This window comes from Streptomyces sp. NPDC047974 (assembly GCF_040653375.1).
Taxonomy (GTDB): domain Bacteria; phylum Actinomycetota; class Actinomycetes; order Streptomycetales; family Streptomycetaceae; genus Streptomyces.
In genome coordinates this window covers 56,556-70,352 of record NZ_JBEZNU010000024.1, presented here as the reverse complement: position 1 = coordinate 70,352, position 13,797 = coordinate 56,556, and the positions used below count along the sequence as shown (strand labels likewise).

Genomic DNA, 13,797 nt, shown 5'->3' with positions numbered 1-13,797 from the left:
GTCTGGAGGTCTCAAGAGTCTTGAGATTTTTGGGATCTTGGGTTCCTCAAGACCTCGTGAATCCGTACGATTCGCGGCATGGACGAGGAGATGACGGTCGAGGCCGCTCGCAAGGGCTGGGGCGAGCTGATCGAGTCGATGAAGTGGCGACCGCGCGGGGTGCGCATCCGGAAGTACAAGACTCCGGTGGCCGCGATGGTCCCGATCGACTGGTACGAGAAGGCCGTGGCCGCCATCGGCGAGCCGGGAGCCGAACCGCCGGCCGCCGAATCCTGAACCAGCAACTTCCAGGCCCTCGCTTCGGCGGGGGCTTCTTGCTGTCCTGAACACGGGTTGCTCCTTGGGTAGTGGGGGGTGGTCTAGTCGTGAGACAGCACAGGTCAGGCGGCCATCCACGCCTCCTCAGCGGCTCGGGCGCGGGCGAGGAGCTCGGCGTGGTCGGGCTCGGTCTCGTGCCAGATCCATCCGCCATCCGTGGCGACGTGCAGGCCCTCGATCACTTCGCCGGACGCCGGATCGACCACCACGCCGTCCTCACAGACCAGATCCATGTCCACGGCGTGCAGATGGCGCGAAGGGCGATCGGCACGGCGGTTCTCGGCGCGACGGGCCTGGAGGCGCTCCCAGTGCTCGCGCTGGGCGGCGTGGCGGGTCCTGCGCCGCTCACCGGCCCCGGCGACGCCGAGGCGCTCGGCGGCCTCGTCCCAGGACCGCACAGGCTCCGCGGACTCCTCGGTCTGCTCGCCGATGCCGTCGAGGGCCTGCTGGGAAAGCCGGTAGGTCTCCCCGTCCTTCACCACCAGGCCGAGGCCGGTGAGCTTGCCGACGGCGCGGTACGCGGTGGGGCGGGAGATGGAAGCCGTGCCCTGGAGCTGCTCGATCGTCTGGCCCGGGTTTTCCGCGAGCGCGGCGACGACCGCGAGGCCACTGCCCCCGAGGCCGAAGTGAGCGAACGCGTCCTCGGGCATGACCCGGGCGGCGGCGCGGGAGCTGATGTCCGCCTCGGCCTGTCTCACGGTTGGGCCACTCAGGACCCCCCCAGCCTTCGGCCCCTGGGTAGTGGCCCAGCGCTGAGACGAACGGTTCTCCACGGGCTTGATCAGCATCCAGCGGGCGGCCTCGGTCGCTGAGCCGTGATCGAGCTGGCGGAGAAGACCCCGCTCCACGAGACGCCCGTTCGACTTCCGCGCGGTCTCCCGGCTACACCCGATCCGCTCGGCCAGATCCCGCTCGGAAACGGTGTGGTCCCAGCCGCCGGCCTCGGCGCAGATGTCGAGCCGGGCCACCAGGTTCTTCATGTCGGTCTTGCCCGCGATCCCCCGCCACGGTGTCGTCTCGATCTGGGCGCGCAGCTCGGCGAGGGAGGCGTGGAAGTCAGTGCGCGAGGCGATGGCGTCGGTGGCCGCGACGTGTTCGGAGGCGCCCTCCCAGGCCCGGCTCAGCCACTGCACCGCACGGTCGTGGCCGCGACGGTGGGCGATCAGGCGGGCGTGCGCACCGGCCTTGTACGGGCCGTCGAGCATGACCTGGAAGAAGTCGGAACGCTTCCACCCGGCGCGGGCCGCAGCGGCGGCGATGGCGCGGGTGGCGGTCCAGGCGTGATCGGCAGCCGCGGAGTCCTTGCCGCCCCGCTGGCGGGACCAGGTGGCGTAGGTGTCGGTGGTGTCGCCGTCGACTAGGAGCGCGGTCATACGTCGAGACAGGGGAGGCAGCGCGGCCAGAAGGCCGATCCGTTCGGCCGCAGCGGCGAAAACCGGATCCCGGAGGGGACGTCTGGGTGGCCATGCTGTATCAGGGCATGGCAAACTAAGCGCGGTCACGGGTCTCTTCCGTGGGCAGCCTCCCGAGCCCCTGGCAGGGCGGAGGAAGCAAGGTGGAGGTCGCTCCACCAAGAGGTCCGATCCACCATGGACGGGACGGCTGCAACCGTCCCTTGTGGAGCGGGCCTCTTCTCGTTTCGCGACCTTGGGCGTCGTTTCTCCGACGCCGGGCCAGCCGGGGCAGGCGAAGACGTCGCGCAGCAGCCCGATCGCCCCCTGCAAGGGACGCCCGCGCGACTACGGACGTGACGTTAAGGCCGCACGCGGAGTGAGGTCAAACACTCCGTCAGAACTCTGCCGACGGCTTTGGCCTGGGCTTTTCGCATCAAATCAGGAAGAAAAGACTGAGGCCCCGTCGCCCTGAGTGAGGGTTTCGGGGCCTCGTTTCGGCACCTTCATGCCTGACGCTTCGTCAGTGAACTCGGCTGACCCTGCACAGTCCCTGCACAAGGCACTGAAAGATGCCGGAAGGTGTCGACAGGTATTGGAAGGCGTTTCCGCAGGTCACGGACCGATTCTCGACTCTCGGAGCATTGTCCTGCTTGATGCCGATCTGTCCGAGTCCCTAGATGTCCCTGAAGATCTCGATCTGCGCCCCGATCGAGTTCAGCCGCTCCGCCAGGTCCTCGTAGCCGCGGTTGATGACGTACACGTTGCGCAGGACCGAGGTGCCTTCGGCGGCCATCATCGCGAGGAGGACGACGACGGCGGGGCGGAGGGCGGGCGGGCACATCATCTCGGCGGCGCGCCAGCGGGTGGGACCCTCGACCAGGACGCGGTGGGGGTCGAGGAGCTGGAGGCGGCCGCCGAGGCGGTTGAGGTCGGTGAGGTAGATGGCGCGGTTGTCGTAGACCCAGTCGTGGATGAGGGTCTGGCCCTGGGCCGTGGCCGCGATGGCCGCGAAGAAGGGGACGTTGTCGATGTTGAGGCCCGGGAAGGGCATCGGGTGGATCTTGTCGATCGGCGCCTCCAGCTTGGAGGGGCGGACCGTCAGGTCGACCAGGCGGGTGCGGCCGTTGTCGGCGGGGTACTCGGCGGAGCGGTCGTGGTCGAGGCCCATCTCCTCCAGGACCGCGAGCTCGATCTCCAGGAACTCGATCGGGACCCGGCGGATCGTCAGCTCGGACTCGGTGACGACGGCCGCGGCGAGGAGGCTCATCGCCTCGACCGGGTCCTCGGAGGGGGAGTAGTCGACGTCGACGTCGATCTCCGGGACGCCGTGCACGGTGAGGGTGGTGGTGCCGACGCCGTCGACCCGCACGCCCAGCGCCTCCAGGAAGAAGCACAGGTCCTGGACCATGTAGTTGGAGGAGGCGTTGCGGATGACGGTGACGCCGTCGTGGCGGGCGGCGGCCAGGAGCGCGTTCTCGGTGACGGTGTCGCCGCGCTCGGTCAGGACGATCGGGCGGTCGGGGGAGACGGCCCGCTCGACCTGCGCGTGGTAGAGGCCCTCGGTGGCGGTGATGTCCAGGCCGAAGCGGCGCAGCGCGATCATGTGCGGCTCGATCGTGCGCGTACCGAGGTCGCAGCCGCCGGCGTACGGCAGCCGGAAGCGGTCCAGGCGGTGCAGGAGCGGGCCGAGGAACATGATGATGGAGCGGGTGCGGATGGCGGCCTCGGCGTCGATGGACTCCATGTCCAGCTCGGCCGGCGGCACGATCTCCAGGTCCACGCCGTCGTTGATCCAGCGGGTGCGGACGCCGATGGAGTTGAGGACTTCGAGGAGCCGGAAGACCTCCTCGATCCGCGCCACCCGGCGCAGCACCGTGCGGCCCTTGTTGAGGAGGGTGGCGCAGAGCAGCGCGACGCAGGCGTTCTTGCTGGTCTTGACGTCGATGGAGCCGGAGAGCCGGCGGCGGCCGACGACGCGGAGGTGCATGGGGCCGGCGTAGCCCAGGGACACGATCTCGCTGTCGAGCGCCTCGCCGATGCGGGCGATCATCTCAAGGCTGATGTTCTGGTTGCCGCGTTCGATCCGGTTGACGGCGCTCTGACTGGTGGCCAGGGCTTCGGCGAGCTGCGTCTGGGTCCAGCCGCGGTGCTGCCGGGCGTCACGGATGAGCTTGCCGATGCGTACGAGGTAGTCGTCTGCCATGCCGTCACGTTATCTCAGATATGAGATGTGGCGATCATCGGGGTGAGGCATTCGAGTGACGTGTCGTTACGTATGAGGTTATATGACCGATTCGGGTCAGTCGGGATGTCCGAGAGCCGTGGGGTGTCGCGGCTCGTAGAGCGGCAGCTCGGTGCCGCTGGGGAGGCGTACCGCCGCGAGCCGTCCCCACTGCTCGTCGGTGACGGCCCGTGAGATCTCGACGCCCTTGTCGTCCAGGTCGGCGAGGGTGCGGGTGAGGTCCTCGCACATCAGGTAGACCTCGGGTCTGCCCCCGCCCTCCTCGGCGGGGTGGACCGCGATCTCGGCGGGCGGCAGCCGGAAGATCAGCCACCCCCGCCCCGCGTCCACGTGCGGGAAGCCGAGGACGTCCCTGAGGAAGGCCCGGTCGGCCTCCGTGTCCCGGCTGTAGAGGGTGATGTGCGCGCCGCTGAACATGTGCCGATCGTCGGCGCGGCCGGGTGGTCCGGCAACGCGGGCGCGTCCGGACGGGTGGGGCGGCCTCGTCCCGCCGTCGAGCGCCACGCGAGATCGGGGGTGGTCCGGGCATGACCGACGGCCGGGGATGCACTAGAGTTATCTCGACATCGAGATAACTGCTGACGGCGCACTGCGGCCGCCTCCCCGGTAAGGGTTACCTAACTTAGCCTTACCTTAGCGGATCGGCGAGATGCCGTGGCGGCAGCATGACGGTAGTACGCGCACATTGATGAAGGAGACTGTCGTGTCGGCGAACAGCTTCGACGCCCGCAGCACGCTGCGCGTGGGCGACGAGTCGTACGAGATCTTCAAGCTGGACAAGGTCGAGGGCTCCGCGCGCCTCCCTTACAGCCTGAAGGTCCTCCTGGAGAACCTGCTCCGCACCGAGGACGGCGCGAACATCACCGCCGACCACATCCGGGCCCTCGGCAACTGGGACTCGCAGGCCCAGCCGAGCCAGGAGATCCAGTTCACGCCGGCGCGCGTGATCATGCAGGACTTCACCGGTGTCCCCTGTGTCGTCGACCTCGCCACCATGCGCGAGGCCGTCGCCGCGCTCGGCGGCGACCCGGCGAAGATCAACCCGCTCTCCCCGGCCGAGATGGTCATCGACCACTCCGTCATCGCCGACAAGTTCGGCACCAACGACGCCTTCGCGCAGAACGTCGAGCTGGAGTACGGCCGCAACAAGGAGCGCTACCAGTTCCTGCGCTGGGGCCAGACCGCCTTCGACGACTTCAAGGTCGTCCCCCCGGGCACCGGCATCGTCCACCAGGTGAACATCGAGCACCTGGCCCGCACGGTCATGGTCCGCAACGGCCAGGCGTACCCCGACACCCTCGTCGGCACCGACTCCCACACCACCATGGTCAACGGCCTCGGTGTGCTCGGCTGGGGCGTCGGCGGCATCGAGGCCGAGGCCGCCATGCTCGGCCAGCCGGTCTCCATGCTCATCCCGCGCGTCGTCGGCTTCAAGCTGACCGGCGAGCTGCCCACCGGCACCACCGCCACCGACCTGGTGCTCACGATCACCGAGATGCTGCGCAAGCACGGCGTCGTCGGCAAGTTCGTCGAGTTCTACGGTGAGGGCGTCGCCGCCACCTCGCTCGCGAACCGCGCCACCATCGGCAACATGTCGCCCGAGTTCGGCTCCACCGCCGCGGTCTTCCCGATCGACGACGAGACCCTGAACTACCTCAAGCTCACCGGCCGCTCCGAGCAGCAGGTCGCGCTCGTCGAGGCGTACGCCAAGGAGCAGGGCCTCTGGCTCGACCCGGCCGCCGAGCCCGACTTCTCCGAGAAGCTGGAGCTCGACCTCTCCACCGTCGTCCCGTCGATCGCCGGCCCGAAGCGCCCGCAGGACCGCATCGTCCTCGCGAACGCCGCCGAGCAGTTCGCCCAGGACGTGCGCAACTACGTCTCCACCGCCGACGAGGCCGGCGAGGAGTCCTTCCCGGCCTCCGACGCCCCGGCCGTCTCGGGCAGCGTCCCGTCGAACCCGGTCGAGGTGACCGCCCCCGACGGCACCACCTACACCCTCGACCACGGTGCGGTGACGGTCGCGGCCATCACCTCCTGCACCAACACGTCGAACCCGTACGTCATGGTCGCCGCCGCGCTCGTCGCGAAGAAGGCCGTGGAGAAGGGCCTCACCCGCAAGCCGTGGGTCAAGACCACCCTCGCCCCGGGCTCGAAGGTCGTCACCGACTACTTCGACAAGGCCGGTCTCACCCCGTACCTCGACAAGGTCGGCTTCAACCTCGTCGGCTACGGCTGCACCACCTGCATCGGCAACTCCGGCCCGCTGCCGGAGGAGGTCTCCAAGGCCGTCAACGAGCACGACCTCGCCGTGACCTCGGTCCTCTCGGGCAACCGCAACTTCGAGGGCCGCATCAACCCCGACGTCAAGATGAACTACCTGGCCTCCCCGCCGCTGGTCGTCGCGTACGCCCTCGCGGGCTCCATGAAGGTGGACATCACCAAGGACGCGCTCGGTGTCGACACCGAGGGCAACCCGGTCTTCCTCAAGGACATCTGGCCGTCGGAGTCCGAGGTCAACGACGTCGTCGCCAACGCGATCGGCGAGGACATGTTCGCCAAGTCCTACCAGGACGTCTTCGCCGGCGACGCCCAGTGGCAGGCGCTGTCGATCCCGACCGGCAACACCTTCGAGTGGGACGCCGAGTCGACCTACGTCCGCAAGCCCCCGTACTTCGAGGGCATGACGATGGAGACCACCCCGGTCACCGACATCACGGGCGCCCGCGTGCTCGCGAAGCTCGGCGACTCGGTCACCACCGACCACATCTCCCCGGCCGGTGCCATCAAGGCCGATACCCCGGCCGGCAAGTACCTCACCGAGCACGGTGTGGAGCGTCGCGACTTCAACTCCTACGGCTCGCGCCGTGGCAACCACGAGGTCATGATCCGCGGCACCTTCGCCAACATCCGCCTGCGCAACCAGATCGCGCCGGGCACCGAGGGCGGCTTCACCCGCGACTTCACGCAGGCCGACGGTCCGGTGTCGTTCATCTACGACGCCTCGCAGAACTACCAGGCCGCCGGCACCCCGCTGGTCATCCTGGGCGGCAAGGAGTACGGCTCCGGCTCGTCCCGCGACTGGGCCGCCAAGGGCACCGCGCTCCTCGGCGTCAAGGCCGTCATCACCGAGTCGTACGAGCGCATCCACCGCTCGAACCTCATCGGCATGGGCGTCCTCCCGCTCCAGTTCCCGGCCGGCCAGTCGGCCGACTCGCTGGGCCTGACCGGCGAGGAGACCTTCTCCATCGCCGGCATCACCGAGCTGAACGAGGGCACGACCCCCAGCACGGTGAAGGTCACCACCGACACCGGTGTCGAGTTCGACGCGGTCGTCCGCATCGACACCCCCGGTGAGGCGGACTACTACCGCAACGGCGGCATCATGCAGTACGTGCTGCGCAACCTGATCCGCGGCTAAGGGTCAGGTGGCAACGGGAAGGGCCCCGCTCCTCGTCACGAGGAGCGGGGCCCTTCCGGCGTTCACCGGGTCGGTCAGAACATGGCGCGGAAGCCGTTCCAGCCCGAGGTGCCGATCTTCACGCGGGTCGTGTACGGGGTGGTGGAGCTGCCCCGGCCCTTGTACAGCCACAGCGCGCCGCTGCTGTCGCGGGCCACCAGGTCCGCGCGCCCGTCACCGGTCAGGTCGCCGGAGGAGACGATCGAGTTGTAGCCGTTCCAGCCGCCGCCGATCCGGGTGCGGGCGGTGAAGGGGGCGTTGTTGACGCCGGTGCCCTTGTAGAGCCACAGCACGCCGTCGCGGTCGCGGGCCACGAGGTCGGCCCGGCCGTCGCCGGTGACGTCGCCCTTGCCGGCGATCTGGGTGTAGGAGTTCCAGCCGCCGCCGATGCGGATGCGCTGGGTCAGCGCCGCGTTGCTGTAACCCAGGTAGTGCCACAGGACGCCCGCGCTGTCGCGCGCCAGGATGTCCTCGGGCGCGCCGCCGCCGGTGTTGCCCGCCGAGACGATCTTGTTGTAGATGTTCCAGCCGCCGCCGAGGTCACGGAGCGGACCGCCGTCGGTGTAGTTCAGCCGGCCGTCGCTGCGGACGGCGTACCAGCCGTCGGAGTGCTTGAAGCCGTACTGGTCGACCTGGGCGTCCACGTCGGACTGGTTGAAGTGCTTGTACGAGGTCCAGTTGGTGCCGGAGGGGTCGGCGAGCCGCTGGATGCCGCCACCGCTGACGGGGGTGTACCCCCAGACGGTGCCGGCGCTGTTCACGCCGTACAGGTTGTTGAGCGGGGCTCCGGTGGTCGCGGCCGCCGCGGCCGCCGCGTAGGAGGAGACCCGGTCCGACTGCTGCGTGGATGCGGGCTTGTAGGCCGGAGCCGGCTCCGCCGCCACCGCGGCGGTCGTGGTGCCCACCAGGGCGGCGGTCACCGAGGCGACCGTGACACGGGCGAGCACACCCGTGCGGTTCAGGCCAGAAGTCTTGGCCACGTGATCTCCAGATCAGATTCGGGAACAGAAGGGCACGAAGCACTACCGAACTCAGCCCGGTTCGGCGGGATTTCCCCCGTTTCCGCCTGCCCGGCAGTGGCTCCGTACATGACAGGAAGACGACCCTGGTGCCCCTCCGGTTCCGGCCATGTCGCACCTTCTTTTCGCGCCCTGTCGCCCGCGGGGGAATTCGAATGGACCATTCAGGTTGTGAACGCGTGGCGGAGGGGTGTCGTCAGCTCGGTCGGGGCAGTGTGTCCGAGGGGAGGGCCGCGGGAAAACCCCGAGGTCTCAACTCGGGAAAGATGCCTGACGAATGCTGCTTTCGATCTTGCTCCCGCCGAGGGAAGTGGACTATACCTGTCGGCGTCCAGCCCGTCGGAATCCTCCGGCGACGGCCCGACGCCTGCACGACCCAGCTGCAAATGACCGCGGTGGCGGGGCCCTTCGCCCGTGGGCGAGACGAAGTACGGGCGACCGGTACACCGCCTGAGTCCTGAATGAAGGCGAGGACTTGAGCATGGGATCCACCTCCGCCCAGTCGAACGAGGGCGGCCTCGGCCGTCGCGACCTGATCAAGCGTTCCGCCGCTGTCGGTCTGATCTCCGTCCCGGCCATGGGCTTCCTCTCCGCGTGCGCCAGCGGTGGCGGCGAGAGCAACGACCAGGTCGAGAAGGGCGTCAAGTCCGAGAAGAACCCGCTCGGGGTCAACGAGTCCGCCGAGCTCGACTTCGTCCTCTTCGACGGCGGTTTCGGCCAGCAGTACGCCAAGGACGCGATCAAGCTCTTCGAGACCAACTACCCCAAGGCGAAGGTCAAGTTCACCCCGACGCAGAAGATCACCACCGAGCTCCAGCCGCGGTTCAACGGCGGCACCCCGCCGGACCTGATCGACAACTCGGGCGCCGAGCAGATGGACATGGGCGTCCTCGTCGGCCAGAAGCAGCTGACCGACCTGACCCCGCTCCTCGACGCGCCCTCGATCGACGACCCGAGCAAGAAGGTCCGCGACACCCTGCGCCCCGGCATCGTCGAGATGGGCCAGTTCGACGGCGAGCCCTGCTGGATGATCAACTACGCCTACACCGTCTACGGCGTGTGGTACTCGCAGAAGGCGCTCGACTCGCTCGACGCCACGTACCCCGAGACGTGGGACGAGATGCTGGCCGTCTGCGAGAAGGCCAAGAAGAAGAACATCGCGCCCTGGACGTACGCGGGCAAGCACCCGTACTACCTCCCCTTCTCGCTCTACCCGATGATCGGCAAGGTCGGCGGCCGCGAGGTCCTGGACGCCATCGACAACCTGGAGCCGAAGGCCTGGGAGCACCCGGCCGTCAAGGCCTGCTTCGAGGCGTACTACGAGCTCTTCAAGAAGGGCTACATCCTCCAGGGCACCCCCGGCCTCGACCACATCCAGTCGCAGACCGCCTGGACCGAGGGCAAGGCCCTCTTCCTCCCGAACGGCTCCTGGGTCGAGAACGAGGCCGCGAAGACCATGCCGGCCGACTTCGGTCTCGCCGTCTCCGCCCCGACCGGCCTGGACTCCTCCGACAAGCTGCCGTTCGGCACCCTCTGGGCGGCCGGCGGCGAGCCCTTCATCGTCCCGGCGAAGGCGAAGAACCCCGAGGCCGCCATGGAGCAGCTGCGCATCATGCTCAGCGAGGCCTCCTCCAAGAGCTTCACCCAGTCCGTGAAGTCGCTCAGCGCGCTCAACGGCGGCACCAGCGGCATCGAGCTGTCCCCGGGCCTCAAGTCCGGTGTGGCGGCGCTGGAGAAGGCCGGCACCAACGTGGTCAACCCCCGCCTGCAGGACTGGTACGTGGCGCTCCAGAAGGAGAAGATCGGCGTCGCCGGCATCGGCGAGATGATGGCGGGCCGCGCCACCCCGGCCGAGACGATCAAGAAGATCCAGAAGTTCGCCGACGAGGCGGCCAAGGACCCGAACATCAAGCACTACAAGCACCAGTGAGCAGTGCCGGGGCCCCTTCCCGCCGACCGGGAGCGGGCCCCGGCCCCTCGGCGCGCGGCGCCGCGGCGCGCGTCCTTCGCCGGAGATCGGGGTCGGTTCGGAATGCAGCACGGCAAGTACCGTTTCATCGTGGGGTTCCTGGCGGTCCCCCTGGCGCTCTACGCGCTCTTCGTCATCTGGCCGTTCATCCAGTCCATCTACTACTCGCTCACGGACTGGAGCGGTCTGAGTCCCGAATTCGGGTTCGTCGGTCTCGACAACTACACGAGACTGCTCGACGACGAGATCTTCTGGAAATCGCTCCAGCACAGTCTGACCTTCGCGGTCGTCCTTCCCCTGGTGACGGTCGGATTCGCGCTCTTCCTGGCGTTCATGCTGAATGTCGGGGGCCGGCGGCGGAAGGGCGCGGCGGTCACGGGCGTCCGCGGCTCCTCCTTCTACAAGATCGTCTATTTCTTCCCGCAGGTGCTGTCGATCGTGATCGTGGCGCTGCTCTTCCAGTTCGCGTACAACCCGAACAGCGGGGCCATCAATTCGTTCCTCAGGGCGGTCGGCCTCGGCGCCGTCCAGCCGGACTGGCTCGGTGATCCCGACCTCGCCCTGATCTGCGTGATGATCGTCCTCGTCTGGTCGACGGTCGGCTTCTTCGTGGTGCTCTTCTCGGCGGGCATGGCGTCCATTCCTCGCGACTTCTACGAGGCCGCGCTGCTCGACGGCGCCAACCGCTTCACCACGTTCTTCAAGATCACCCTGCCGCTGCTCTGGGACACCGTGCAGTCGGGGTGGATCTACATGGGCATCCTCGCGCTCGGCGCGGAGTCCTTCGCGGTCGTGCAGATCATGACCGTCGGCCCCAGCGGCGGCGGGCCCGACTACTCGACCATCGTGATGCCGCTGTACGTGTACCAGAAGGCGTTCCGGGACGGTCAGGCCGCCTACGCCACGACCATCGGCGTCGCGCTCCTCCTCGTCACGCTCGCCTTCGCGGCCGTCGTGATGAAGCTGGGCCGGCGCGAGCGGCTGGAGTTCTGATGAAGACCACCGACACCCCGCCCGCGGGCGACGAGCGGATCCCCGCCATCCGTACGGACCAGGTGCCCGTCGTCCGCAAGACCGCGGCCCCGGCCGGGACGAAGCGCGAGGGCGGCGTCCTCAACGTCTTCTCGCACGGCGTGCTGATCATCTGGGCGATCATGGTGGCGCTGCCGCTGCTCTGGGCGGTGATGACCTCCTTCAAGACCGACCGGGCGATCTTCACCTCGCCGTGGTCGCTGCCGGACGCGCTGCACTTCGAGAACTGGTCGCGTGCCTGGACCCAGGCGCACATGAGCGAGTACTTCCTGAACACGATCCTGGTGGTCGGCGGCTCGCTCGTCGGCACCCTGCTGTTCGGCTCGATGGCGGCGTACGTGCTGGCCCGCTTCGAGTTCCCCGGGAACCGCTTCCTCTACTTCCTGTTCATCGGCGGGATGAGCTTCCCGATCATCCTGGCGCTCGTGCCGCTGTTCTACGTGATGCAGAACATGGCGCTGCTGAACACGATCCACGGCCTGATCCTGGTCTACATCGCGTACTCGCTGCCCTTCACCGTCTTCTTCCTGACCGCCTTCTTCCGGACGCTGCCGACCTCGGTGGCGGAGGCGGCCTTCATCGACGGGGCCTCGCACACGCGGACGTTCTTCCAGGTGATGGTGCCGATGGCCAAGCCGGGCCTGATCAGCGTCGGCATCTTCAACTTCCTCGGCCAGTGGAACCAGTACCTGCTGCCGACGGTGCTCAACACCGACCCCGAGCAGAAGGTCCTCTCGCAGGGACTGGTGCAGCTCGCGGTCAGTCAGGGCTACAAGGGCGACTGGTCCGGGCTCTTCGCCGGCCTGGTGATGGCGATGCTGCCGGTGCTCGCCGCGTACATCGTCTTCCAGCGGCAGGTGGTGGCCGGTCTCACCGCCGGAGCCGTGAAGTAGCGGCCGGAAAGGAGCAGCGCTCCCACGCCCCCCCCGTAGGCCCCCGCACGCGTCCGCGTGCGGGGGCCTACGGCTGTTCCGGGTCTTGACGGAAGCGAAGGCGAAAGCGTCCCCTTAGAGTTCACATGTTGGAGATAACGGTGGGAGTGAGAGAGTCGATGGAGACTCCGGGGTCGCAGACGTCGCTGCACAGGGCCAATCTGGAGCGGGTCGTGCGCGCCGTGCGGATGGCCGGATCGCTGACCCAGGCGGAGATCGCCCGGGCGACGGGGCTGTCGGCGGCGACGGTCTCCAACATCGTCCGGGAGCTGAAGGACGGCGGCACGGTCGAGGTGACGCCCACCTCGGCGGGCGGCCGGCGGGCCCGCAGCGTCTCGCTCTCCGGCGACGCCGGCATCGTCATCGGCGTCGACTTCGGCCACACCCACCTCAGGGTCGCGGTGGGCAACCTCGCCCACCAGGTGCTCGCCGAGGAGGCCGAGCCGCTCGACGTGGACGCCTCCGCCGCGGAGGGCTTCGACCGGGCGGAGCAGCTGGTCAACCGGCTGATCGAGGCCACCGGCATCGGCCGGGACAAGGTGATCGGCGTCGGTCTCGGCGTGCCCGGCCCCATCGACGTCGCCTCCGGCACGCTCGGCTCGACCTCGATCCTGCCGGGGTGGAGCGGGATCAACCCCGCCGAGGAGCTGTCCGCGCGGCTCGGGGTCCCCGTCCACGTCGACAACGACGCCAACCTGGGCGCGCTCGGCGAGCTGGTGTGGGGGAGCGGCCGGGGCGTGAAGGACCTGGCGTACATCAAGGTGGCGAGCGGTGTCGGCGCCGGCCTGGTGATCGACGGCCGGGTCTACCGGGGCCCGGGCGGCACGGCCGGCGAGATCGGCCACATCACCCTCGACGAGTCGGGCCCGGTCTGCCGCTGCGGCAACCGCGGCTGCCTGGAGACCTTCACCGCCGCCCGGTACGTGCTGCCGCTGCTCCAGCCGAGCCACGGGCCGGACCTCACCATGGAGCGGGTGGTGCAGCTGGCGCGCGAGGGCGACCCGGGCTGCCGGCGCGTCATCGCCGACGTGGGGCGTCACATCGGCAGCGGTGTCGCCAACCTTTGCAATCTCTTGAACCCGAGCCGGGTCGTGCTCGGCGGTGATCTCGCCGAGGCGGGCGAGCTGGTGCTCGCCCCGATCCGGGACTCGGTCGGCCGGTATGCGATCCCGAGCGCCGCACGCAGGCTTTCCCTGGTCCAGGGCGCGCTGGGCGGCCGCGCCGAGGTGCTGGGGGCGCTGGCCCTGGTGCTGAGCGAGATGGGCGACTCGACACTCCTCAACGGGGCGGAAGGGGCATTTCAGGCCCATGCTCCGGCCTCCGTCCCCGCGTTCACTTAGAGAACGGTAACCACCGTTGTCATCTCGTTAAGTTTTCACTTCTTGACGACGGTGTTGCAGCCGAGTTGACTTCGTGACACCTCGGCCGCACCGT

10 protein-coding genes are annotated in these 13,797 nt (G+C 68.6%); 6 read left to right on the top strand and 4 right to left on the bottom strand.

Annotated features, from left to right (window positions below):
• Window positions 1-78: 78 nt before the first annotated feature.
• Complete coding sequence (locus tag AB0E19_RS28655) at window positions 79-276, top strand: hypothetical protein (RefSeq protein WP_362185081.1); 198 nt, start codon at window positions 79-81, stop codon at window positions 274-276.
• A gap of 104 nt (window positions 277-380) precedes the next feature.
• Here the strand turns inward: AB0E19_RS28655 and AB0E19_RS28650 are convergent, their stop codons facing one another.
• From AB0E19_RS28650 to AB0E19_RS28640, 3 genes are all read right to left on the bottom strand, one after another.
• Window positions 381-1,691, bottom strand: coding sequence for a helix-turn-helix domain-containing protein (locus AB0E19_RS28650; RefSeq protein WP_362185080.1), 1,311 nt, complete (start codon window positions 1,689-1,691; stop codon window positions 381-383).
• A 694-nt stretch (window positions 1,692-2,385) separates the two neighbouring features.
• Window positions 2,386-3,915: a UDP-N-acetylglucosamine 1-carboxyvinyltransferase gene (locus AB0E19_RS28645; RefSeq protein ID WP_362185079.1), complete on the bottom strand. Its 1,530-nt coding sequence runs from the start codon at window positions 3,913-3,915 to the stop codon at window positions 2,386-2,388.
• Between the two features lie 96 nt (window positions 3,916-4,011).
• Window positions 4,012-4,371, bottom strand: a complete 360-nt coding sequence (locus AB0E19_RS28640; RefSeq protein ID WP_362185078.1) for a VOC family protein — start codon at window positions 4,369-4,371, stop codon at window positions 4,012-4,014.
• A gap of 286 nt (window positions 4,372-4,657) precedes the next feature.
• Here AB0E19_RS28640 and acnA point away from each other — a divergent pair, with 286 nt between their 5' ends.
• The gene (acnA, locus tag AB0E19_RS28635; protein ID WP_360604965.1) at window positions 4,658-7,372 is read left to right on the top strand and encodes an aconitate hydratase AcnA; all 2,715 of its coding nucleotides are present in this window, start codon (window positions 4,658-4,660) and stop codon (window positions 7,370-7,372) included.
• 74 nt (window positions 7,373-7,446) lie between these two features.
• On the opposite strand, the gene AB0E19_RS28630 is transcribed toward acnA, so the two are convergent.
• Window positions 7,447-8,391: a VCBS repeat-containing protein gene (locus tag AB0E19_RS28630; protein WP_362185077.1), complete on the bottom strand. Its 945-nt coding sequence runs from the start codon at window positions 8,389-8,391 to the stop codon at window positions 7,447-7,449.
• Window positions 8,392-8,911: 520 nt separating this feature from the next.
• On the opposite strand from AB0E19_RS28630, the gene ngcE reads away from it, so the two are divergent.
• The 4 genes from ngcE (at window position 8,912) to AB0E19_RS28610 (ending at window position 13,703) form a co-directional block, all read left to right on the top strand.
• Window positions 8,912-10,360 carry an N-acetylglucosamine/diacetylchitobiose ABC transporter substrate-binding protein gene (gene ngcE, locus AB0E19_RS28625; RefSeq protein ID WP_362185076.1) on the top strand — a complete coding sequence of 483 codons (1,449 nt, stop codon included), beginning with the start codon at window positions 8,912-8,914 and terminating at the stop codon, window positions 10,358-10,360.
• Between the two features lie 102 nt (window positions 10,361-10,462).
• A complete protein-coding gene (locus AB0E19_RS28620; RefSeq protein ID WP_362185075.1) occupies window positions 10,463-11,392 on the top strand; it encodes a sugar ABC transporter permease in 930 nt (309 codons plus the stop codon).
• Window positions 11,392-12,324 (top strand): carbohydrate ABC transporter permease, encoded by a 933-nt coding sequence (locus AB0E19_RS28615; protein ID WP_362185074.1) that lies wholly within the window; start codon window positions 11,392-11,394, stop codon window positions 12,322-12,324. Before AB0E19_RS28620 ends, AB0E19_RS28615 begins: the two co-directional genes overlap by 1 nt.
• 158 nt (window positions 12,325-12,482) lie before the next feature.
• A complete protein-coding gene (locus AB0E19_RS28610) occupies window positions 12,483-13,703 on the top strand; it encodes an ROK family transcriptional regulator (protein WP_362185073.1) in 1,221 nt (406 codons plus the stop codon).
• Window positions 13,704-13,797 lie beyond the last annotated feature (94 nt).